The organism is Pseudomonas sp. MT3 (assembly GCF_054720805.1).
Map to the genome: position 1 here is coordinate 81,403 of NZ_JBTVPY010000024.1, position 20,265 is coordinate 101,667.

20 protein-coding genes are annotated in these 20,265 nt (G+C 64.2%); 14 read left to right on the plus strand and 6 right to left on the minus strand.

What is annotated here, in order from left to right; translation table 11 throughout:
- Positions 1-53 precede the first annotated feature (53 nt).
- A complete protein-coding gene (dksA, locus tag ACYCAX_RS21725) occupies positions 54-497 on the minus strand; it encodes an RNA polymerase-binding protein DksA (protein ID WP_015478905.1) in 444 nt (147 codons plus the stop codon).
- A 334-nt stretch (positions 498-831) separates the two neighbouring features.
- Between dksA and ACYCAX_RS21730 the strand changes: the two genes are divergently transcribed.
- Positions 832-2,004, plus strand: coding sequence for a pyridoxal phosphate-dependent aminotransferase (locus ACYCAX_RS21730; RefSeq protein WP_294977403.1), 1,173 nt, complete (start codon positions 832-834; stop codon positions 2,002-2,004).
- A complete protein-coding gene (sfsA, locus tag ACYCAX_RS21735) occupies positions 2,004-2,711 on the plus strand; it encodes a DNA/RNA nuclease SfsA (protein WP_015478903.1) in 708 nt (235 codons plus the stop codon). The genes ACYCAX_RS21730 and sfsA overlap by 1 nt, the downstream gene beginning before the upstream one ends.
- Before the next feature lie 11 nt (positions 2,712-2,722).
- On the opposite strand, the gene ACYCAX_RS21740 is transcribed toward sfsA, so the two are convergent.
- Positions 2,723-3,052, minus strand: coding sequence for a Rieske (2Fe-2S) protein (locus ACYCAX_RS21740; protein WP_294977402.1), 330 nt, complete (start codon positions 3,050-3,052; stop codon positions 2,723-2,725).
- A gap of 745 nt (positions 3,053-3,797) precedes the next feature.
- Between ACYCAX_RS21740 and ACYCAX_RS21745 the strand changes: the two genes are divergently transcribed.
- The 3 genes from ACYCAX_RS21745 to ACYCAX_RS21755 are packed head-to-tail and all read left to right on the plus strand — an operon-like array spanning position 3,798 to position 6,447.
- Positions 3,798-4,781 (plus strand): FecCD family ABC transporter permease, encoded by a 984-nt coding sequence (locus ACYCAX_RS21745; RefSeq protein ID WP_294977406.1) that lies wholly within the window; start codon positions 3,798-3,800, stop codon positions 4,779-4,781.
- Positions 4,781-5,548 (plus strand): heme ABC transporter ATP-binding protein, encoded by a 768-nt coding sequence (locus ACYCAX_RS21750; RefSeq protein WP_294977401.1) that lies wholly within the window; start codon positions 4,781-4,783, stop codon positions 5,546-5,548. The genes ACYCAX_RS21745 and ACYCAX_RS21750 overlap by 1 nt, the downstream gene beginning before the upstream one ends.
- A gap of 11 nt (positions 5,549-5,559) precedes the next feature.
- On the plus strand, positions 5,560-6,447 hold the full coding sequence (locus tag ACYCAX_RS21755) for a ChaN family lipoprotein (RefSeq protein ID WP_294977400.1): 888 nt from the start codon (positions 5,560-5,562) through the stop codon (positions 6,445-6,447).
- Positions 6,448-6,755: 308 nt separating this feature from the next.
- Here the strand turns inward: ACYCAX_RS21755 and ACYCAX_RS21760 are convergent, their stop codons facing one another.
- The 3 genes from ACYCAX_RS21760 to ACYCAX_RS21770 all read right to left on the minus strand — a co-directional run bounded on the left by ACYCAX_RS21760 (position 6,756) and on the right by ACYCAX_RS21770 (position 9,674).
- Positions 6,756-7,556 (minus strand): Crp/Fnr family transcriptional regulator, encoded by an 801-nt coding sequence (locus ACYCAX_RS21760; protein WP_294977399.1) that lies wholly within the window; start codon positions 7,554-7,556, stop codon positions 6,756-6,758.
- Positions 7,557-7,660: 104 nt separating this feature from the next.
- Positions 7,661-7,933 carry a TfoX/Sxy family protein gene (locus ACYCAX_RS21765; RefSeq protein ID WP_207882802.1) on the minus strand — a complete coding sequence of 91 codons (273 nt, stop codon included), beginning with the start codon at positions 7,931-7,933 and terminating at the stop codon, positions 7,661-7,663.
- A gap of 178 nt (positions 7,934-8,111) precedes the next feature.
- Positions 8,112-9,674 (minus strand): bifunctional aminoglycoside phosphotransferase/ATP-binding protein, encoded by a 1,563-nt coding sequence (locus tag ACYCAX_RS21770; protein ID WP_460248801.1) that lies wholly within the window; start codon positions 9,672-9,674, stop codon positions 8,112-8,114.
- Between the two features lie 207 nt (positions 9,675-9,881).
- Here ACYCAX_RS21770 and mrcB point away from each other — a divergent pair, with 207 nt between their 5' ends.
- From mrcB to ACYCAX_RS21785, 3 genes are read left to right on the plus strand one after another with little or no spacing between them, the layout of a single operon-like run.
- Positions 9,882-12,206 carry a penicillin-binding protein 1B gene (mrcB, locus tag ACYCAX_RS21775; protein WP_460248802.1) on the plus strand — a complete coding sequence of 775 codons (2,325 nt, stop codon included), beginning with the start codon at positions 9,882-9,884 and terminating at the stop codon, positions 12,204-12,206.
- A gap of 16 nt (positions 12,207-12,222) precedes the next feature.
- Positions 12,223-13,062, plus strand: a complete 840-nt coding sequence (locus ACYCAX_RS21780) for a tetratricopeptide repeat protein (protein WP_041712188.1) — start codon at positions 12,223-12,225, stop codon at positions 13,060-13,062.
- On the plus strand, positions 13,062-13,391 hold the full coding sequence (locus ACYCAX_RS21785) for a YqcC family protein (protein WP_294977396.1): 330 nt from the start codon (positions 13,062-13,064) through the stop codon (positions 13,389-13,391). Before ACYCAX_RS21780 ends, ACYCAX_RS21785 begins: the two co-directional genes overlap by 1 nt.
- Before the next feature lie 14 nt (positions 13,392-13,405).
- Here the strand turns inward: ACYCAX_RS21785 and ACYCAX_RS21790 are convergent, their stop codons facing one another.
- Positions 13,406-13,852, minus strand: coding sequence for a DUF4124 domain-containing protein (locus ACYCAX_RS21790; protein WP_041712186.1), 447 nt, complete (start codon positions 13,850-13,852; stop codon positions 13,406-13,408).
- A 404-nt stretch (positions 13,853-14,256) separates the two neighbouring features.
- Here ACYCAX_RS21790 and ACYCAX_RS21795 point away from each other — a divergent pair, with 404 nt between their 5' ends.
- The 6 genes from ACYCAX_RS21795 (at position 14,257) to msrQ (ending at position 20,192) form a co-directional block, all read left to right on the plus strand.
- Positions 14,257-15,987, plus strand: coding sequence for an acetolactate synthase 3 large subunit (locus tag ACYCAX_RS21795; RefSeq protein WP_015478891.1), 1,731 nt, complete (start codon positions 14,257-14,259; stop codon positions 15,985-15,987).
- Between the two features lie 2 nt (positions 15,988-15,989).
- Positions 15,990-16,481 carry an acetolactate synthase small subunit gene (ilvN, locus tag ACYCAX_RS21800; RefSeq protein WP_015478890.1) on the plus strand — a complete coding sequence of 164 codons (492 nt, stop codon included), beginning with the start codon at positions 15,990-15,992 and terminating at the stop codon, positions 16,479-16,481.
- Between the two features lie 44 nt (positions 16,482-16,525).
- The gene (ilvC, locus tag ACYCAX_RS21805) at positions 16,526-17,542 is read left to right on the plus strand and encodes a ketol-acid reductoisomerase (protein WP_015478889.1); all 1,017 of its coding nucleotides are present in this window, start codon (positions 16,526-16,528) and stop codon (positions 17,540-17,542) included.
- Positions 17,543-17,691: 149 nt separating this feature from the next.
- Positions 17,692-18,516: a CDP-diacylglycerol--serine O-phosphatidyltransferase gene (pssA, locus tag ACYCAX_RS21810; RefSeq protein WP_015478888.1), complete on the plus strand. Its 825-nt coding sequence runs from the start codon at positions 17,692-17,694 to the stop codon at positions 18,514-18,516.
- Between the two features lie 57 nt (positions 18,517-18,573).
- Positions 18,574-19,584 carry a protein-methionine-sulfoxide reductase catalytic subunit MsrP gene (gene msrP / locus ACYCAX_RS21815; protein WP_015478887.1) on the plus strand — a complete coding sequence of 337 codons (1,011 nt, stop codon included), beginning with the start codon at positions 18,574-18,576 and terminating at the stop codon, positions 19,582-19,584.
- Positions 19,584-20,192, plus strand: a complete 609-nt coding sequence (gene msrQ, locus ACYCAX_RS21820) for a protein-methionine-sulfoxide reductase heme-binding subunit MsrQ (protein WP_294977394.1) — start codon at positions 19,584-19,586, stop codon at positions 20,190-20,192. The genes msrP and msrQ overlap by 1 nt, the downstream gene beginning before the upstream one ends.
- Positions 20,193-20,265: the final 73 nt, after the last annotated feature.

Below are 20,265 nucleotides of genomic sequence, written 5' to 3' on the forward strand. Positions count from 1 at the left end.
GGGCGCAGAAACGAAACGGGGCGCCGCAGCGCCCCGTTCGGGTTCAACCAGGCTCAGGAGCCCAGCTGCTTTTCCTTGATTTCCGCCAGGGTCTTGCAGTCGATGCACAGGGTGGCGGTGGGGCGGGCTTCCAAACGGCGGATGCCGATCTCGACGCCACAGGAATCGCACCAGCCGTAATCGTTGTCTTCGATCAGTTGCAGGGTCTCGTCGATCTTCTTGATCAGCTTGCGCTCGCGGTCGCGGGCGCGCAGCTCGAGGCTGAACTCTTCTTCCTGGCTGGCACGGTCGGCCGGGTCCGGGAAGTTCGCCGCTTCGTCCTGCATGTGGTGCACGGTGCGGTCCACTTCTTCCATCAGCTCAACTTTCCACTTGTTGAGGATGGAGGTGAAGTGCGCGCGCATGCGATCGCTCATGTACTCCTCGCCCTTGGTTTCCTGGTAGGGCTCGAAGCCACGAATCAGTTGGCTGCTCTGTTGTTTTGCTTTGGTGGGCATGGATGACCGCCTCTCACTCTCGCTAATCCTCTCGCGGATGGTCCCTCTCCGGCACTGCCGGCCCCGCGCTCGCAAGCGGGCGAACTTACCAGAACGATAACCGTGATGCTACTCCCGGTTGTCGAGCCTGTTGTCGCACGCACATGACCCGGCGACCCGGTCGCCGACCCGATAGAGGCCGCTATCGAGTTTCTTGCAAACCACTGCACGATCATCGGCTTTTCGCGAACGAAACGTACATTTTCGAGGTAGAACCACCGGTCTTCGGTGGTCCTCCTGTGTCGCTCGGTGGCCTGTTAGAATCGCCACCTTGTCGTAAAGTTCGGAAAAACTCATGGCTACTTCCTTCAGCGCACGCAGTCGCGCCATCGAACCTTTCCACGTCATGGCGCTGCTGGCGCGCGCCAATGAATTGCAGGCCGCGGGCCACGACGTCATTCACCTGGAAATCGGCGAGCCGGACTTCACCACCGCCGCGCCGATCATCGCCGCCGGCCAGGCTGCACTGGCCAACGGACATACCCGCTACACCGCCGCCCGTGGCGTGCCGGCGCTGCGCGAGGCCATCGCCGGCTTCTACGCCGAGCGCTACGGCCTGTCGATCGACCCGCAGCGCATCCTCATCACGCCCGGCGGCTCCGGTGCGTTGCTGCTGGCCAGCAGCCTGCTGGTGGACCCGGGCAAGCACTGGCTGCTGGCCGACCCGGGCTACCCGTGCAATCGCCACTTCCTGCGCCTGGTCGAAGGCGCCGCGCAGTTGGTGCCGGTGGGGCCGGAGAGCCGCTACCAGCTCACTCCCGACCTCATCGAGCGGCACTGGGATCATGACAGTGTAGGCGCTCTGGTCGCATCGCCGGCGAATCCTACGGGTACCTTGTTGCACCGGGATGAACTGGCCGCCCTGTCCGCCGCGCTGAAAGCACGCGGAGGCCACCTGGTGGTCGACGAGATCTACCACGGCCTGACCTATGGTACCGACGCCACCAGCGTGCTGGAGGTGGATGACGACGCCTTCGTCCTCAACAGTTTCTCCAAATATTTCGGCATGACCGGCTGGCGCCTGGGCTGGCTGGTGGCGCCGCTCGATGCGGTCGGTGAACTGGAGAAGCTGGCGCAGAACCTCTACATCAGTGCGCCGAGCATGGCCCAGCATGCCGCGTTGGCCTGCTTCGAGCCGGAAACCCTGGCGATCTTCGAAGAGCGGCGCGCCGAGTTCGCCCGGCGTCGCGATTACCTGTTGCCGGCACTGCGGGAGCTGGGCTTCGGCATCGCGGTGGAGCCGGAGGGCGCCTTCTATCTGTATGCGGACATCAGCGCTTTTGGCGGCGATGCCTACGCGTTCTGCCAGCACTTCATCGAAACCGAACACGTCGCCTTCACCCCCGGCGTGGACTTCGGCCGTTACCAGGCCTCGCACCATGTGCGCTTTGCCTATACCCAGAGTGTCGAGCGCCTGCAGCAGGCGGTGGAGCGCATCGCTCGCGGCCTGAAGAGCTGGCGTCCCTGATGCGCTTCGAGCCGGCGCTGGAAGAAGCGCGCCTGGTCAAGCGTTACAAGCGCTTCCTGGCGGACATCGAGACCGCCAGTGGCGAACGGCTGACCATCCACTGTCCGAATACCGGCTCGATGCTCAACTGCATGAGCGAGGGTTGCAGGCTGTGGTTCAGCCGCTCCAGCGACCCCAGGCGCAAGCTGCCGGGCACCTGGGAACTGGTGGAAACGCCCCAGGGGCGCCTGGCCTGCGTGAACACCGGGCGCGCCAACCGGCTGGTGGAGGAGGCGTTGCTGGCCGGCGCCGTGACTGAACTTGCGGACTTCGATGAGCTGCGCCGCGAAGTGGTCTATGGGCAGGAAAACAGCCGTGCCGATTTCCGCCTGATGGTTGCCGGCAAGCCGGTGTACGTCGAGGTGAAAAGCGTGACCCTGGGCTTCGACGAGACCCCGGTCGCCGCCTTCCCGGACGCCGTTACCCAGCGTGGCGCCAAGCATCTGCGCGAGCTGGCGGCGCTGGCTCGGGAGGGCGTGCGCGCGGTGCTGCTGTATGCGGTGAACCTGTCGGCGATCGACGCGGTGCGTCCGGCGGAAGAAATCGACCCGGCCTATGCCGCGGCTCTAGTCGAAGCGCATCGCGCCGGCGTGGAAGTACTGGCCTATGGGGCGCGGATCGATACGCAGGAGATTTGCCTGGACCGGCCGTTGAAGGTGCTGCTGTAACGACTGCCAGCCTAGGCGTGGTCCATCGTATCCAGCCAGATCCCTTGCTCATCCTCCCTGCACGGCAGCGATTCCAGCACATCCCCCAGGCATGGCCCCTGGATGCATTCGCCGGTCTCGATCAGGAACAGCGCGCCGTGGTGTCCGCATTGCAGCAGCCGGCCGCTGGCGTCGAGATACTGTTCCGCGTCGTAACCCAGCGGAATTTCCCGGTGCGGACAGCGGTTGCGGTAGGCATAGAGACGGCCCTGGCGGCGCACCACGAAAAGATTCAGGCCGGCGGCCTTGAAGCCCCGGCTCTGGCCTTCAGCCAGTTCATGCGGGGAGCAGAGCAGGATCATCCGGGTTCTCCATTCAGGGCGGGCATTATCCGCGCCCACAGGACGGGACCGGAAGAGGGTGCACATCCGTGTGCTGAAGAAAGGCGGACATCGGCTTGGCCGCGGCAGACGTGCGATCCTGGCGGAGGACTGTTCTCGGTGATGAAGGTCGTCGCTGATCTTCGCCCAGTCGCTCGGCACCAGCGGGTCTTGGCGACCGGGCGTGTACGGGATGGGCGTCTCGGTTTCGTCGATGTCGTGCGGGCGCCAGGGTGGGGCATCATACCGCAGCCGAACACACTCCTGAGGTGGATTGAGGTCCCCGGGTGCGTTTTTCAGGCGTTGGCAGGGAAATGGCCGCGTGATGCCCGTCGGATGGATATTCGGCGCAGACCATAGCGCCAGGTAAATCTAAATGCAAATTATTATCATGATTCGGGTTCGTTACGGCACGCTGCGTCCTCGTCGCGCGATGCAGCGGCTCTCCGACGAATGAGGATTTCCGCGATGACGATCCCGAGCCCGATGCCCCGGTCGTCCCCTGAACTGTACCGCGCCTGGCGGCGACTCGCGCGGTACGCGGCGGCCGCGTGGCGAGCCTCGATGCGACGCTTCTGGTCGATGCTCCGGGGCCGCGTATTCCAGAGGGGTTGGCCAGTCTTTCCCGCGCCTCTTATCCTTCCGCCCAGGCCCTGAACTCGGAAAGTCGTCCTTGACTCGGATCGTTGCTGCTCGACCGCTGTTCCCGCTCCTTGGTTTTCTTCTGCTGCTGGTTGTCTGGCTATCACTGGCCCTCGGGCCGGTGAGCCTGCCCCTGGGCGACACGCTGCGGGCGCTGGCGCGCCTGTTCGGCCTGCCGGTGTCCGCCGATGGACTGGGACAGGCAGAGTTGATCGTTGGCCAGATCCGCCTGCCGCGCACCCTGCTGGGCGTCGCCACCGGCGGGGTGCTGGCGCTGGCCGGCGTGGCCATGCAGGGGCTGTTCCGCAACCCGCTGGCCGATCCCGGCCTGATCGGCGTTTCCAGTGGCGCGGCCCTGGGGGCGGCGGTGGCCATCGTCTTCGGCGCGTCCATCGGCGGGCTGCCGGAAGCCTTCGCGCCCTACCTGCTCTCCGCCTGTGCATTCGCCGGCGGCCTGCTGGTCACGGCGCTGGTCTATCGCCTGGGGCGGCACAACGGGCAGACCAGCGTGGCCACCATGCTGCTGGCGGGTATCGCGCTCACCGCGCTGGCGGGGGCGCTGATCGGCCTGTTCACTTACCTGGCCGACGACGCCACGCTGCGCACCCTGACCTTCTGGAACCTCGGCAGCCTGAACGGCGCCAGTTATCCCCGGTTGTGGCCCTTGCTGCTGGTCACCCTGCTGGTGGCCTGCTGGCTGCCGCGCCGGGTGGATGCGCTGAATGCGCTGCTGCTGGGCGAGTCGGAGGCGCGCCATCTGGGTTTCGATGTCGAACGCCTCAAGGTCGAACTGATTCTCTGCACGGCGCTGGGCGTCGGGGCGGCGGTGGCGGCGGCCGGCATGATCGGCTTCATCGGCCTGGTGGTGCCGCACCTGTTGCGCCTGATCGTCGGCCCGGATCACCGGGTGCTGCTGCCGGCGTCCATGTTCGGTGGCGCCATTCTGCTGTTGCTTGCCGATCTCGTGGCGCGGCTGGCGCTGGCGCCTGCGGAGTTGCCGATCGGCATCGTCACGGCGCTGATCGGCGCGCCATTCTTCCTTTACCTGCTGCTGCGGGGGCGCTCCTGATGCTGACGGCGGAAAACCTGCGGGTGAAGCGCGGCGCGCAGACGGTCTTGCAGGATGTCACGCTGGCCCTGCAGCCGGGCCAGGTGCTCGGTGTACTGGGACCGAACGGAGCGGGCAAGAGCACCCTGCTGGGGGCGCTCAATGGCGAGCTGCCGCTGTCCGGTGGCGCCGTGAGGCTGGATGATCGGCCGCTGTCGGACTGGCAGGGCGCCGACCGGGCGCGCCGCCTGGCGGTACTGCCGCAGTCATCGACGTTGAACTTCGCGTTCACCGTCGAGGCGGTGGTGGGGTTCGGACGCCTGCCGCACGACAGCGGTCGTCAGCGTGACGGCGAGATCATCGCGGCGGCGCTGGAGGCGGCGGATGCGCTGCACCTGATGGGGCGCAGCTACCTGGCGCTCTCCGGTGGCGAGCGCCAGCGTGTGCACCTGGCGCGGGTGCTGGCGCAGCTCTGGCCGGGCGGCGCGGAGCAGGTGCTGCTGCTGGACGAGCCAACCTCGGCGCTCGATCCGTTGCACCAGCACACCACGCTGCAGGCTGTGCGCGAATTTGCCAATCGCGGCGCAGCGGTACTGGTGATCCTGCATGACCTGAACCTGGCGGCGCGCTACTGTGATCGCCTGTTGTTACTGCACCAGGGGCGGCCGCATCTGTTGGGCACGCCGGCAGACGTACTGCGTGCCGAGCCGCTGCGTACGGTGTTCGGACTGGAGGTGTTGGTCCAGCAGCACCCCGAGCGCGGCCACCCGCTGATCATCGCCCGCTGAAAGGAGTTCACGTGAGGTATCTTCTGCTTCCCCTGCTGGCGCTGTTGGCCGCCTGCCAGAGCCAGACCTCTGCGCCGCCGCTGCCGGCCTGGCAGAGTCCCGAGGGGCGTGACAGTGCCAACCTGGGTGTCATCCGCGACCTGCACAGCGGCGAGCGGCTGACGCCGCAGCAACTGCTCGACCGGCTGGCCAAGGCGCCGCGGGTGCTGGTGGGTGAGCAGCATGACAACCCGGACCATCACGCCCTGGAACTCTGGCTGGCGCGCGCGCTGGCGGAGCGCCGCCCGAGCGGCAGCGTGTCGATGGAGATGATCAACCCGAACCAGCAGGCGCGTGTTGCCGCCACGCAGGCCGCGGCGGACAAGGGTGAGCTTCCACGGGATCTGATCGGCGCCCTGGCCTGGCAGCCGGGTTGGGACTGGTCGCTCTACGGTCCGCTGGTGACCTGGCTGGTGAAGCAGCCCACGCCGCTGCTGTCGGCGAACCTGGATCGCAGCGAGATCATGCGCATCTATGCCGAGCCGCCAGTTCTGGAGGGCGCCCACTCCACGGCGAGCGGCGTGCGTGAGCGTCTGCTCGACGATATCCGCGAATCCCACTGCGGTCTGCTGCCGGAAAGTCAGTTGCCGGCGATGCTGGCGGTGCAGCAGCAACGCGACCGGCGCATCGCGGAGCGCCTGAAGGACGCGCCCGAGCCGGCGCTGCTGATTGCCGGCGGCTTCCATGCGCGGCGTGATCTGGGGGTGCCCCTGCATCTGGAGGATCTGGGGGCGGGGCAGGGCATGCGGGTGCTGATGCTGGCCGAAGTGGGCAGGGCCGTCGCGCCGGAGCAGGCGGACTACGTCTGGTACACACCGGCGCTGCCGCCGACGGATCATTGCGCGGCACTGCGGCAGTAGGATGGCGACCGGTGACGAACGGAGCCTGCGGGCCCGTTTTCATTGGTACTGCTTTTTCGCGGACAAAAAAAGACCCGGCAAAGTGCCGGGTCGAAACCGTGATTAGCCTGATGAGGAGATAATCTGAAGAGTCCGACTGCGTGGTCTCTTGAGCTTATCGTCTGGCCTCGCGACCAGATGAATCAATAATAATCATTATCATTTGAGAGTCAACCTCCTTTCGAAAAGTTTTTCGCGCCCGCGAAAAATCTTCCTCGTGGAAAACGAAAAGCCCGGCGCTGGGCCGGGCTTCTGGCGGAGGCTGGGCCTCAGCTCGCCTGGCGCTGCACGCGCAGTTGGGTGACTTCCTTGTTCAGCAAGTCGATGCGCCGGGCCATGCCCTCGATCAGGCTGTGGGCGATGCGCGGGTTGCTTTGCATCAGGCCGAGGAACTGGTCCTTGGGGATGACCATCACCGTGCAGGGTTCGCTGGCGATCACCGAGGCGCTGCGCTTCTCGCGGGTGAACACGGCCATCGCGCCGAAAATCTCGTCCTTCTGTACATCGCCGACCTTCTGCCCGTCGACGAAAGCCTCGGCGTGCCCCTCGATGATGATGAACACATGCTCGGCGTCGTCCCCCTGCTGGATCAGCTGGGCGCCGGCGGCGAAATGCTGGAAGCCGGTGGCCGGCCGGATCTCCGGCTGCTTCAGGTGCGCCAGGGCGTCGGAGAGCAGGGCGGTGTGGCCGATCAGGTAGTGCAGGAACTGCTCCTGGCGGTGCTCGTCGTCATGGATATGGCGGAGCACGTCGCTGCGCGAAAAAGGGATCAGGCACAACGGCTCTTCGCTGACGTAACGGCAGGGTGGCAGGTCGATGCCCTGCCGCAGGCCGATCAGGTCGCCTTCCTGCTGGTAGAACAGCGGGCGTTCATCCACCAGGGCGTGGATCAGGCCATTCTCGACAAGGAACAGATGCTTGCCGGGCAGCTCGGCCTCGAGGTCGTCGGAGCGCTCGAGACGGATCGGTTCGCCGCAGGGCGCCAGGCCGTCGAGCAGTTGCGCCGGAATCCCCTGCAGGCGGTTGATCAGTTGATCGGCATAGGCAGGTTGTTCACCGAGTAAGTACATGGCCGTAATTCCTTGAATGGCGGCAGTCGAGGGCGCACGAAGGGCCCTGAAACCATAAGTGGACAGGTACTTTAGCGTAAAGATTTTCCCACAGAGCTTGTGAGCTAGCTCTTGTTCCTCATGGGGAATGTCTCAAGTTCGCCTAGGAGGGCGGCTTTGTGTGCCGGTGGGAGGTCGTTCCAGTGCACGTCGAGCAAGGCGCCCTCGATGGCGTACAGGAGCACCTTCGAGGCTCGGAAACCACGGGCCCGGACCGCCCGGTAAGCGCCTACGGCACCCAGGCGGCGGAGGTCGGACGCACTGTGGATGCCGACGGCGTGCAGCCACTGGGCGGAGGTCTTGCCAAGGTTCTTCAGGTGCAGCAGTTCGTCGTTCATCGTCGGTCCTTGCGATGCGGCACGATGGCATGGGTCTAAAGGGCCGTGAACTGCTTATGACGGCCGGGTATGCCAGGGGAAGTGTAGCGTGGCTTTCTGATATCGCCCTGCGCGAACGGCAGGGCGACGGGCGCGAGGGCCTGCGCCGCCTTCCTGGCAGCGCAGGCGGGGGAGGGGATCAGAGACCCGGCAGGCGCTGGCGGATGCTGGCGACCAGGGCGTCCAGGCTGGCGGCGTCCGGGGTATCGACGCGCTTGCTGTGCTGTTGTTCTTCGTTGCTGAGCGACTCGCGTCCGGCCTGCTGGGCCTGGATGGTCTGCAGGGTGGCGTCCGATGGGTCGTTGCCTTCGCTCTGGCGCTGGGTGAGCCAGCCGGCGATGACGCTTTCCGGCGCGTGACAGTCGAGGATGAGGAAGGGCACGCCGGTTTCCTCGGCCATCTTCCAGGCGGCCGCGCGCTGTTCGCGCTTGAGGAACGTGGCGTCGAGCACCACCGGATAGCCGGCGCGCAGGATGTCCGCCGCCAGGGCGTTGAGGCGCTGGTAGGTGCCCATCGTGGCGTCGGCATTGTAGATGCCGGCCTGGTGTTGGCCGCGCTGTTCGGCGCTCTGCTCGCCGAACAGGCGCTTGCGCTCGACGTCGGAGCGCAGGCGGATGGCGCCCAGGGCTTCCACCAGGCGCAGCGCCACCTGGCTCTTGCCGACGGCGGATACGCCGACCGTCACGGCGAGGAAGCGCGAGGGAATGGCGCTGTAGCTTTCCGCCAGGTTGGCGTAGTTGCGGTACTGGCGCAGGGTCGCGGCTTTCTGCACGGCGTCGGTCTGGTGCGCCAGGCTGAACAGGGCGATCTTGGCGCGCACCAGGGCGCGGTAGGCCTTGTAGAAGTTCAGCAGTTCCAGCGACTGGTAGTCGCCGGTGTATTCCAGGTACTGGCTGACGAAGCGCCGCGACAGGCATTTCAGGCCGCGGTCTTCCAGATCCATCGCGAGGAAGGCGTAGTCGGCGGTGACGTCGGTGAAGCGGAACGGTTCGTTGAACTCGATGCAGTCGAACAGCACCACCTTGCCGTCGATGATGGCGGCGTTGCCCAGGTGGATGTCGCCGTGGCACTCACGGATGAAGCCGTTGGCCTTGCGCGACTCGAACACACTGTGCAGGCGATCGAAGCTGGATTCGGCCCAGGCTTCCAGGGCGTCGAGCTGCAGCAGGTCGGCCTTGTCGGAGAGCATCGGACGGATCTGTTCGAAGTTCTGTCGCACCGGCGCCATGCAGGCGTCCGGGGTGCCCAGCGGGTGTTCGGCCGGAACCTGCGGGGTGCGCTGGTGGAACTCGGCGATCTGCCGCGCCAGGCCATCGATGTGCGGGGCACCGAGTTCGCCACGGGCCTGCACTTCGCTGAGCAGTTGGGTCTGCGGGAACTCGCGGCACTGGATCATGTATTCGATGGCCGGACCTTCGCCGCCCAGGCGCGGAGCGCTCTCGCTGCCGGTGATCGGCAGGACGTCGAGGTACAGGCCTTCGGTGAGGCGCTGGTTGAGGCGCAGTTCCTCCTCGCAGAAGTGCTTGCGCGCGGCGAGGTCGGTGAAGTCGAGGAAGCCGAAGTTGACGGGCTTCTTGATCTTGTAGACGTAGGAGCCGGTGAGCAGGACCCAGGAAATATGGGTTTCGATGACCCGGACGCTTTCGACCGGATGAGGGTAGAGCGCCGGGTTCTGCAGCGCTGCGATCAGAGTCTGGCTCACGTTATGTCCTTGTCTGTCTATTTTCGAGAGGCAGGCATTATGGCCGCTGGGTCCGATGGTGCAAACACCGCCCGGCAACCAATCCGTCGCGCCGAGGTCGAAGCACGGCAGTCGCCGCGCTACCCAGCCTCGGCGCCTGACAAGAACCCGGATACCGTCTGGAACGGTGTCTGTCCCCTGTGGATAAAGTACGTATAATGCGCCGCCATGACGCGTCCCCGATCTTCCAAATCCCGTAAAAAAAGCGGCAAATCGTCGCCCGCCATGCGCAAGTGGCTGGGCTGGGCTCTCAAGCTCGGCCTGGTTGGGCTGGTGGTGCTGGCCGGTTTTGCCGTGTACCTCGATGCGGTTGTCCAGGAGAAATTCTCCGGCAAGCGCTGGACCATTCCCGCCAAGGTGTATGCGCGCCCGCTGGAGCTGTTCGTCGGCCTGAAACTGGGCAAGGACGACTTCCTGCGCGAGCTGGACGCCCTGGGTTATCGTCGCGAGAGCGCGGTGAACGGGCCCGGCGCCGCCTCGGTGTCCGGTAATTCGGTCGAGCTCAACACCCGCGGCTTCCAGTTCTATGAAGGTGCCGAGCCCGCCCAACGGATTCGCGTGCGCTTCTCCGGCAACTCGGTCACCGGACTGACCCGTGCCAATGGCTCCGAGCTCGCGGTGGCGCGCATGGAGCCGTTGCTGATCGGCGGCCTGTACCCTGCGCACAACGAAGACCGCATCCTGATCAAGCTGGACCAGGTGCCGCCGTACCTGATCGATACCCTGGTGGCAGTGGAAGACCGCGATTTCTGGAGCCACCACGGCGTCTCGATCAAGTCCATCGCCCGTGCCGTCTGGGTCAATGCCAGCGCCGGGCAACTGCGCCAGGGCGGCAGTACCCTGACCCAGCAGTTGGTGAAGAACTTCTTCCTGACCAACGAACGCAGCCTGTCGCGCAAGCTCACCGAAGCCATGATGGCGGTGCTGCTGGAGCTGCATTACGACAAGCGCGAAATCCTCGAGAGCTACCTGAACGAGGTGTTCCTCGGCCAGGACGGCCAGCGTTCGGTGAATGGCTTCGGCCTCGCCAGCCAGTACTTCTTCAGCCAGCCGCTGGCGGAGTTGAAGCTGCCGCAGGTCGCGCTGCTGGTCGGCATGGTGAAAGGGCCGTCCTATTACAACCCGCGCCGCAATCCGGAGCGTGCGATGGAGCGTCGCAACGTGGTGCTCGACGTGCTCGCCGAACAGGGCGTGATTACCCCCGAGGAGGCCGCCGTCGCCAAGAAGGCGCCGCTGGGCGTGACCCGTCAGGGCAGCATGGCCAACAGTTCCTACCCGGCCTTCCTCGATCTGGTGAAGCGCCAGTTGCGCGAAGACTATCGGGATGAAGACCTGACCGAGGAAGGCCTGCGCATCTTCACCAGCTTCGATCCGATCCTGCAGATGAAGGCCGAGTCCGCCGTCAGCGAGACCTTCAAGCGCCTCGAGGGCCGCAAGGGTGTGGCCGAAACCGAGACGGCAATGGTGGTGACCAACCCGGAAACCGGCGAGGTCCAGGCGCTGATCGGCAGCCGCGACCCGCGCTTCGCCGGTTTCAACCGTGCCATCGACGCCGTGCGCCCGATCGGTTCGCTGGTCAAGCCGGCGGTCTACCTGACTGCGCTGGAGCGGCCGAGCCAGTACACCCTGACCAGCTACATCCAGGACGAGCCGTTCCAGGTGAAGGGCAGGGACGGACAAGTGTGGAAGCCGCAGAACTACGATCACCAGTCGCGCGGCACCATCTTCCTCTACCAGGGGCTGGCCAATTCGCTGAACCTCTCCACGGCCAAGCTCGGCCTGGACCTGGGCGTGCCGAATGTGCTGAAAACCCTGGAGCGCCTGGGCGTTTCGCCGAACTGGCCGGCCTATCCGTCGATGCTACTGGGCGCCGGCGCGCTGAGCCCGATGCAGGTGGCGACCATGTACCAGACCATCGCCAGCGGCGGCTTCAACACACCGTTGCGCAGCATTCGCAGCGTACTGGCGTCCGATGGGCAGCCGCTCAAGCGTTATCCGTTCCAGGTCCAGCAGCGCTTCGATCCGGGTGCTATCTACCTGGTACAGAACGCCATGCAGCGTGTGATGCGCGAAGGCACGGCGCGCTCGGTCTACAACCGCTTGCCGTCGTCGCTGACCCTGGCCGGCAAGACCGGTACCACCAACGATTCCCGCGACAGCTGGTTCTCCGGTTTCGGCCAGGACCTGTTGGCGGTGGTCTGGATCGGCCGTGACGACAACGGCAAGACACCGCTCACCGGCGCCACTGGCGCCCTGCAGATCTGGACCAGCTTCATGCGCAAGGCCGATCCGCTGCCGCTGGACATGCCGATGCCGGATAATGTGGTGCAGGCCTGGGTTGATCCGCACACCGGGCAGGGCACCGATGCCAACTGCCCCGGTGCGGTGCAGATGCCTTATATTCGAGGAAGCGAACCGGCCGCTGGCGCCGGTTGCGGAAACCAGACGCCGGCCAATGAGGTCATGGACTGGGTGCGTGGCTGGTTGAACTGATGCGAGAGGATTGGAAGTGAGAAAAGCATGCTTTGCGGCGTCGGCGACTCTGGCGCTTCTGTCCGGTTGTGCATCCCCGCAGCACGGTGCGATCCCGGTGCAGGATTCCGGCACCGCCGTTTCCAACTCGGAACGCGTGGGCCGCAGCGGCGGCAACTATCAGGCGCCGGCTTCCGCCAATGCCGGGCAGAGTATTCCCCAGGGCGATTCCGGCGTCACCGTGATGGTGCCGAAGGATGCCGGTGCCGCACCGATCCAGACCTTCCCGGCGCAGACCGGTGCGGCGCCGATCAGCACCTCGCCGATGACGACCGCGCCGGGCGGTGCCGGCTCGACCTATTCGCAACAGCCGATTTCCACCAGCGGTGGCATTACCTCGAGCGGTGGTTTCCAGTCGCAGACCTACCAGCAGCCGGTGTACCAGACCCAGCCTTCGGCGCCGTCCACCCAGGGCAGCACCTACAACCAGGGTGGCTACAAGGCGCCGTCGGGCATTCCGTCGAGCAACACCGGCCTGGCCGCTGACGAGCAGCTCGATGGTCCGGTGCTGGCTCTGCTGACCACCGCCTCGCAACAGCAGGGCGGCGGCGATCTCAACGGTGCCGCGGCCAGCCTGGAGCGCGCCCAGCGCATCGCTCCACGCGAGCCGCAGGTGCTCTACAAACTGGCCCAGGTGCGTCTGGCTCAGGGCGATGCCGCTCAGGCCGAGCAGGTGGCGCGCCGCGGGCTGTCGTTGGCCGGTGGTCGCCCGACCCTGCAGGCCAGTCTGTGGGATCTGATCGCCAAGTGCCGTGAGCAGCAAGGCGATGCCGCCGGCGCTGCCGAGGCCCGGCAGAAAGCCAAGGTGACCCTGTGATGGACGATCGACTGCCGGCGATTGCGGATCAGTTGCTGCTGATCGAGCGTGAGATGCGTGCCATCGGGCTGTGGGGGGAGGAACGTCCGTCGCAGGAGGCGCTTTCCAGCCAGGAGCCGTTCTGTGTGGATACGCTGGCGCTGGAGGAGTGGCTTCAGTGGATATTCCTGCCGCGCATGAAGCTGATCATCGAAACGGGCGCCGACCTGCCTTCCGCGTCAGGCATCCGCGAGATCGCCGACGAAGCCTATGCCAATGAAGGCGCGCGCGCACAGGCGCTACTGGAGGCGCTCAGCGCATTCGACCGGTTGATCACCGGGAAGCACTGAGCGCGTTTGCTGCGTCAGTTGCAGCTTTCCCGGATGGCTTTTTCGCTGTCGCTGATGCGTTGCTGCCGCTCTTCCTCGGTGATGCGGCGGTACTCACCGTTTTCCTGCACGCGAACACGCGGATTGTTCTTGAGCTGAGCCAGGTTTTCCCGCGCCTGCGAGCAACGCTGCGCCTGTGCGGCGTCCTGGTTGGCAACTTCCTGGCGTACCTTGTCATCCAGCGCCTTCTGCTTGTCGTCCGTGCCGGATGCCGGCGGGGCCGGCTTGGGCGGGGGAGGCGGCGGGAAGTTCGATTTGGGCTGGGTGGTGTTGGTGTTGACGGTGGCGGCGCTGGTGCCTTCCGGCGGCTGCGCGCCGAAGTGTGTGACACCCTGAGCGTCCACCCACTTGTAGACCTGCGCGGCCATCACGGTCGGGGCCAGTGCGAGCAGCAGGCTGCCCATGAAAATCGTCCGTCGCATGCGTTGTCGATCCTTGGGGTGCGGAGTCTGTCGATAACTATAACCAAATCGCCAGCTTATTCACTCGGAGAAAGTTCACATCCCCGCTTCATCCAAAAGCTATATATGGCTTGACTTGCTCCTCCTGAATCAGAAGAATCCAAGATTCGCTGCAGTGGGCCGGCCGCAAGCTGGTTTTACTCGGCAGACAAGAGGTGCTACCCGCGCCGCAAAGTTTCACCCTGTTTCGCGTTACCTCGCGCTGGGTGGAGGCTCTCCGTAACACACACAGGATTGTCTCCAGGTTCTGCTCAATCGGCAGTCGACGTAGCCGGCGATCACATTCGCCCATGTCTGCCGGGCAGCCATCCAAGTCGGTCCCCCACGTCGGGGGTTTCCGTATATAGCGTTCTAGAGGTGACAACGTGGAGCTTTTATCCGGCGCTGAAATGGTCGTCCGCTCGTTGCGTGACGAAGGCGTTAAGTACATCTACGGGTACCCGGGCGGTGCCCTCCTGCATATCTACGACGCTCTCTTCAAAGAGAACGAAGTAACCCATATCCTGGTTCGCCACGAGCAGGCCGCCACCCATATGGCGGACGGTTACGCGCGCGCCACCGGCAAGCCCGGCGTGGTGCTGGTGACCTCCGGCCCAGGTGCGACCAATGCCGTGACCGGCATCGCCACCGCCTACATGGACTCCATCCCGATGGTGGTGATCTCCGGCCAGGTGGCGAGCAACATGGTCGGTACCGACGCGTTCCAGGAAACCGACATGGTCGGTATCTCCCGCCCGATCGTGAAGCACAGCTTCATCATCAAGCATCCGTCGGAAATCCCCGAGGTCATCAAGAAGGCCTTCTATATCGCCCAGTCCGGCCGTCCCGGCCCGGTGGTGATCGATATTCCGAAGGATATGGGCGATCCGACCCAGAAGTTCGAATACAGCTACCCGAAGAAGGTCAAGCTGCGCTCCTACAGCCCGGCGGTCCGTGGCCATTCTGGTCAGATCCGCAAGGCCGCCGAGATGCTGCTGTCCGCCAAGCGCCCGATCATCTATGCCGGTGGCGGCGTGATCATGGGCAATGCCGCCGAGCCGTTGACCGAAGTGGCGCGCATGCTCAACGTGCCGGTCACCAACACCCTGATGGGGCTGGGTGGCTATCCGGGCACCGATCGCCAGTTCGTCGGCATGCTCGGCATGCACGGCAGCTACACCGCGAACCTCGCGATGCACCACGCTGACGTGATCTTCGCTGTCGGCGCGCGTTTCGACGATCGCGTGATCAACGGCGAGACCGCGGCCAAGTTCTGTCCGAACGCCAAGATCATCCATGTCGACATCGACCCGGCCTCGATCTCCAAGACCGTCAAGGCCGACATCCCGATCGTCGGTCCGGTGGACAGCGTCCTGACCGAAATGGTCGCGATCCTCAAGGAAATCGGCGAGACCCCGAACAAGGAAGCCCAGGCTGCCTGGTGGAAGCAGATCGAGGAATGGCGCGGCAACCGCGGCCTGTTCCCGTACAGCATGGGTGACGGCAGCATCATCAAGCCGCAGACCGTGATCGAGACCCTCTGCGAAGTCACCCACGGCGATGCCTACGTGGCCTCCGACGTGGGCCAGCACCAGATGTTCGCGGCCCAGTACTACCGCTTCAACAAGCCCAATCGCTGGATCAACTCCGGCGGCCTGGGCACTATGGGCTTCGGCTTCCCGGCAGCGATGGGCGTGAAGCTGAACTTCCCCGACGCCGACGTCGCCTGCGTGACCGGTGAAGGCAGCATCCAGATGAACATTCAGGAGCTGTCCACCTGCCTGCAGTACGACCTGCCGGTGAAGATCATCAACCTGAACAACGGTGCGCTGGGCATGGTCCGCCAGTGGCAGGACATGCAGTACAACAGCCGCTACTCGCACTCCTACATGGAATCGCTGCCGGACTTCGTCAAGCTGGCTGAAGCCTATGGCCACGTTGGCATGCGCATCACCGACCTGAAAGACCTGAAGCCGAAGATGGAAGAAGCCTTCGCGATGAAGAATCGCCTGGTCTTCCTCGACATCCAGGTCGATACCAGCGAGCACGTCTACCCGATGCAGATCCGCGGCGGTGCGATGCGCGACATGTGGCTGAGCAAGACGGAGCGTACCTGATCATGCGACACATCATTTCCCTGCTGCTGGAAAACGAACCCGGTGCGCTCTCCCGCATTGTTGGCCTGTTCTCTCAGCGCAACTACAACATCGAAAGCCTGACGGTCGCCCCGACCGAGGATCCGACGCTGTCGCGCCTGACCCTGACCACCGCTGGTCAGGATGAGGTCATCGAGCAGATCACCAAGAACCTCAACAAGCTCATCGAGGTGGTAAAACTGGTGAATCTCTCGGAAAGCGCACACATCGAGCGCGAGCTGATGCTGGTGAAAGTGAAGGCCACTGGCGCCCAGCGCGCCGAGGTCAAGCGCACCACCGACATCTTCCGCGGGCAGATCGTCGACGTCACCAGCAGCGTCTATACCGTGCAGCTGGCCGGTACCAGCGACAAGCTGGACAGCTTCATCCAGGCCATCGGCACCGCGTCGATCCTCGAGGTTGTCCGCAGTGGCGTCACCGGCATCGCCCGTGGCGACAAGACTCTCAGCATCTGATTTGAAATACGGCCCACGAGGCCAACTGACAGGGGATTACCCAAATGCGCGTTTTCTACGATAAAGACTGTGACCTCTCCATCGTTCAGGGCAAGAAAGTTGCCATCATCGGTTACGGTTCCCAGGGCCACGCCCACGCCTGCAACCTGAAAGACTCCGGCGTCGACGTCACCGTCGGCCTGCGTGCGGGTTCTTCCTCCGTTGCCAAGGCCCAGAACCACGGCCTGAAAGTGGCCGAAGTAGCCGAAGCCGTTGCTTCCGCCGACCTGGTGATGATCCTGACCCCGGACGAGTTCCAGGGCCGCCTGTACAAGGACGAGGTCGAGCCGAACCTGAAGAAGGGCGCTACCCTGGCCTTCGCTCACGGCTTCTCCATCCACTACAACCAGGTCGTTCCGCGTGCCGACCTCGACGTGATCATGATCGCGCCGAAGGCCCCGGGCCACACCGTACGCTCCGAGTTCGTCAAGGGCGGCGGCATCCCTGACCTGATCGCCATCTACCAGGACGCTTCGGGCAATGCCAAGAACGTCGCCCTGTCCTACGCCTGTGGCGTTGGCGGCGGCCGTACCGGCATCATCGAAACCACCTTCAAGGACGAGACCGAAACCGACCTGTTCGGCGAGCAGGCCGTCCTCTGTGGCGGTTGCGTCGAGCTGGTGAAAGCCGGTTTCGAGACCCTGGTCGAAGCCGGTTACGCGCCGGAAATGGCCTACTTCGAGTGCCTGCACGAACTGAAGCTGATCGTTGACCTCATGTTCGAGGGCGGCATCGCCAACATGAACTACTCGATCTCCAACAACGCCGAATACGGCGAGTACGTGACCGGTCCGGAAGTGATCAACGCCGAATCCCGTGCTGCCATGCGCAACGCTCTGAAGCGCATCCAGAACGGCGAATACGCCAAGATGTTCATCTCCGAAGGCGCCACCAACTACCCGTCGATGACCGCCTACCGCCGCAACAACGCTGCCCATGGCATCGAAGTGGTTGGTGAGAAGCTGCGCGCGATGATGCCGTGGATCGCTGCCAACAAGATCGTCGACAAGTCCAAGAACTAAGGTCTTTTCGACAAACGAAGAAACGCGGCGCTGGCCGCGTTTTTTCGTTCTAGGGCGGTGATCTGGTATAAAGCGGGGGCGCCAGGGCCGTCAGCGCAGTAGCGTGCCCCGGCGAATCTCAGCCTCAACGAGTTCTCAAGGAATCGTCCATGAGTGAAGGTCACGAGGAGCCGAACAAGGCTTCCGACACCGAAGAAAGTCTGCTGCCCATCGATGAGCACATCGAAGAGGGCCACGACGCCGAAGGCCGCAAGGTCCGCCATCGCGGCATCTACCTGCTGCCCAACCTGTTTACCACGGCGGCGCTGTTCACCGGCTTGTACGCCATCATCAATGCCATGAGCGGCGACTTCTCCAATGCCGCCATTGCCATCTTCGTCGCGATGGTGCTCGATGGCCTCGACGGCCGCGTCGCTCGCCTGACCAACACCCAGAGTGCATTCGGCGCCGAGTACGACTCGTTGTCCGACATGGTCGCCTTCGGTGTTGCGCCGGCGCTGGTTGCCTTCGAGTGGGCGCTGAGCAGCCTGGGCAAGGTCGGCTGGATGGTTGCCTTCATCTATGTCGCCGGCGCCGCGCTGCGTCTGGCGCGCTTCAACACCCAGGTGGGCAAGGCCGACAAGCGCTACTTCATCGGCCTGGCCAGTCCGGCCGCCGCAGCGCTGGTAGCCGGTACCGTATGGGCGTTCGCCGACTTCGACGTCCAGGGCGCCAAGGTGTCCCTGCTGGTCGCGCTGATGGTCGCCGCCGCCGGCATGCTGATGGTCAGCAACATCAAGTACTACAGCTTCAAGGACCTGGACCTGCGCGGCCGCGTGCCGTTCGTGGCGATCCTGGTGGTAGTGCTGGCGTTCGCCGTGGTCTTCACCGACCCGCCGCGCATCCTGCTGCTGCTGTTCCTTGCATACGCCGCCTCCGGCCCGGTGCAATACTTGCTGCAGTTGCGCCGTCGCAAGCAGCCGCCTGCCGTGTAATTTCCAGCGGGCTCCGCAGTCTACTGGCGCATACAGCCAGTCGTTGCGGAGTCCGTCATGCTGATCAAGTCGTCCCGCCTTTCCGATTGCCACGAATCGGAAGTCACACCCGAATCCCTCTATTTCTCCCGTCGCCAGTTCATGTCTGGTGCGATAGCGGCTGCCGCGCTGTCCGGACTGCCTCGCTTGAGCTTTGCCGAGGGTGGACGCTACGCCGATGTCGAGGCGGCGCAGCCTCCTGCCTGGTTGGGCGAGAAGCTTGCGGCTACCCGCTGGGATGCCGTCACAGTGAAGGATGAGGCGATTACGCCTTTCAAGGATGCGACGAACTACAACAACTTCTATGAATTCGGCCCGGATAAAGGTGATCCCGCCGCCAATGCCGGAGCGCTGAAAACCGAACCCTGGTCGGTGGTGGTCGATGGCGAGGTGAACAAGCCCGGCAAATACGCGCTGGAAGATTTCATCAAGCCGTATCAGTTGGAGGAGCGCATCTATAGGCTGCGCTGTGTCGAGGCCTGGTCGATGGTCATTCCCTGGATCGGTTTTCCGCTCTCGGAACTGATCAAGCGGGCCGAGCCGACCAGCAACGCCAGGTTCGTGCGCTTCGAGACTCTGGTGGATCGTCAGGACATGCCGGGTGTGCAGTCCAACTTCGCCCTGATCGACTGGCCCTATGTCGAGGGGCTGCGCATGGATGAGGCCATGCACCCTCTGGCCATTCTCGCGGTCGGTATGTACGGCCGGGTACTGGCCAACCAGAACGGTGCGCCACTGCGGTTGATCGTGCCGTGGAAATACGGTTTCAAGGGCGCCAAGTCCATCGTACGCATCAGCTTCGTCGCGGCGCAGCCGAAGACCACCTGGCAAAGCCTGGCCCCGGACGAGTACGGCTTCTATGCCAACGTGAATCCGACGGTCGATCACCCGCGCTGGACTCAGGCGCGGGAGCGCCGTCTGCCCAGTGGACTATTCAGCCCCAATGTTCGTCCCACCCTCATGTTCAACGGCTATGCCGATGAGGTGGCTTCGCTCTATGCGGGCATGGACTTGAGGAAGGATTACTGATGCGCAATCCATTGTGGCGCGGCGCTGTGTTCGTTTCCGCCTTGTTGCCGCCACTCTATTGGTTGTACCAGGCGTGGATCTTCGCCCTCGGGCCTGACCCGGGGAAGGCGCTGGTCGACCGATTGGGGCAGGGTGGGTTGATCCTGCTGCTGATTACTTTGTCGATGACGCCGCTGCAGAAGCTTACCCGCTGGAATGGCTGGATACAGGTGCGCCGGCAACTGGGCCTGTGGTGCTTCACCTATATCGCGCTGCACCTGAGTGCCTATGCCATCTTCATTCTAGGGCTGGACTGGGCGCAACTGGGTGTCGAACTGCGCAAGCGTCCTTATATCTTCGTGGGTGTCACCGCGTTCCTCGGGCTACTGGCGATGGCAGTCACCTCCAACCGCTACAGCATGCGCAAGCTGGGTAGCGGATGGAAGAAACTGCATCGCCTGATATATGTCATCCTCGCCCTGGGCCTATTGCATATGCTGTGGGTGGTCCGTTCCGATCTGGAGCGCTGGGCCATCTATGCGGCAATCGGGTGCTTCCTGATGCTCTTGCGGCTACCGCCAGTGGCGCGCCAACTGCCCTTGCTCCGTAGCCGATTCATAACCAACTGAAATTTCTTGCAGAAATGTGTTGACGGGACGTTTCAAGTCCCTATAATGCGCACCACTCCCAGCGACGAAGCGC

Excerpts from the sequence above, each read along its gene's own strand:
- mrcB (WP_460248802.1), top strand. The coding sequence starts at position 9,882 with ATGACGCGTCCCCGATCTTCCAAATCCCGTAAAAAAAGCGGCAAATCG.
- pssA (WP_015478888.1), top strand. The coding sequence starts at position 17,692 with ATGAGTGAAGGTCACGAGGAGCCGAACAAGGCTTCCGACACCGAAGAA.
- sfsA (WP_015478903.1), top strand. The coding sequence starts at position 2,004 with ATGCGCTTCGAGCCGGCGCTGGAAGAAGCGCGCCTGGTCAAGCGTTAC.
- dksA (WP_015478905.1), bottom strand. The coding sequence starts at position 497 with ATGCCCACCAAAGCAAAACAACAGAGCAGCCAACTGATTCGTGGCTTC.
- msrQ (WP_294977394.1), top strand. The coding sequence starts at position 19,584 with ATGCGCAATCCATTGTGGCGCGGCGCTGTGTTCGTTTCCGCCTTGTTG.
- msrP (WP_015478887.1), top strand. The coding sequence starts at position 18,574 with ATGCTGATCAAGTCGTCCCGCCTTTCCGATTGCCACGAATCGGAAGTC.
- ACYCAX_RS21785 (WP_294977396.1), top strand. The coding sequence starts at position 13,062 with ATGGACGATCGACTGCCGGCGATTGCGGATCAGTTGCTGCTGATCGAG.
- ACYCAX_RS21790 (WP_041712186.1), bottom strand. The coding sequence starts at position 13,852 with ATGCGACGGACGATTTTCATGGGCAGCCTGCTGCTCGCACTGGCCCCG.
- ilvC (WP_015478889.1), top strand. The coding sequence starts at position 16,526 with ATGCGCGTTTTCTACGATAAAGACTGTGACCTCTCCATCGTTCAGGGC.
- ACYCAX_RS21750 (WP_294977401.1), top strand. The coding sequence starts at position 4,781 with ATGCTGACGGCGGAAAACCTGCGGGTGAAGCGCGGCGCGCAGACGGTC.
- ACYCAX_RS21765 (WP_207882802.1), bottom strand. The coding sequence starts at position 7,933 with ATGAACGACGAACTGCTGCACCTGAAGAACCTTGGCAAGACCTCCGCC.
- ACYCAX_RS21740 (WP_294977402.1), bottom strand. The coding sequence starts at position 3,052 with ATGATCCTGCTCTGCTCCCCGCATGAACTGGCTGAAGGCCAGAGCCGG.
- ilvN (WP_015478890.1), top strand. The coding sequence starts at position 15,990 with ATGCGACACATCATTTCCCTGCTGCTGGAAAACGAACCCGGTGCGCTC.
- ACYCAX_RS21730 (WP_294977403.1), top strand. The coding sequence starts at position 832 with ATGGCTACTTCCTTCAGCGCACGCAGTCGCGCCATCGAACCTTTCCAC.
- ACYCAX_RS21760 (WP_294977399.1), bottom strand. The coding sequence starts at position 7,556 with ATGTACTTACTCGGTGAACAACCTGCCTATGCCGATCAACTGATCAAC.